The sequence below is a fragment of the Pseudomonas sp. PGPPP1 genome (assembly GCF_002255865.1).
GTDB lineage: Bacteria > Pseudomonadota > Gammaproteobacteria > Pseudomonadales > Pseudomonadaceae > Aquipseudomonas > Aquipseudomonas cremoris.
The window spans coordinates 1-626 of record NZ_NKIG01000110.1 but is presented as its reverse complement, the minus strand read 5'-3'; the positions used below and the strand labels follow the sequence as shown (position 1 = coordinate 626).

At 58.3% G+C, this 626-nt stretch carries 1 protein-coding gene; it reads right to left on the bottom strand.

What is annotated here, in order from left to right; translation table 11 throughout:
• Positions 1 to 2: 2 nt before the first annotated feature.
• A complete protein-coding gene (pth, locus tag CFE47_RS31410; protein ID WP_010213318.1) occupies positions 3 to 587 on the bottom strand; it encodes an aminoacyl-tRNA hydrolase in 585 nt (194 codons plus the stop codon).
• Between the last annotated feature and the right edge of the window lie 39 nt (positions 588 to 626).

Genomic DNA, 626 nt, shown 5'->3' with positions numbered 1-626 from the left:
AGTCAGGCCTTCTGGCTGTGCAGGTTTTTCATCGCGCGGTTCCATTCACCGGCGAAGATATCCGGCAGCACGCCGAGGGCAAAGTCGATGCTGGCATCGAGTTTTTCCTGTTCGGCGCGTGGCGCACGACCCAGGACGAAATTTGAAACCATACTGGCAACGCCTGGGTGGCCAATGCCGAGCCGCAGACGGTAGAAATTATTCTGATTACCCAGCTGAGCGATGATGTCGCGCAGACCGTTGTGCCCACCATGCCCGCCACCAAGCTTGAGCTTGGCAACACCGGGTGGCAGATCCAGTTCGTCATGGGCCACCAGGATTTCCTCGGGTTTGATCCGAAAGAAACCCGCAAGCGCCGCGACAGCCTGGCCGCTGCGGTTCATGTAGGTGGTGGGAATCAATAGACGAACATCCTGACCCTGGTGCGAGAAGCGCCCGGTCAGGCCGAAATATTTGCGATCGGCCACAAGGTTCACACCTTGCGCGTGGGCGATGCGCTCAACAAAAAGGGCCCCCGCGTTATGCCGGGTCTGTTCGTATTCGGCGCCTGGATTTCCCAGGCCAACGATCAGTTTAATGGCAGTCACGACAGGGGCCCTTCCTTTGGAGTTGTGGATAACATCGCC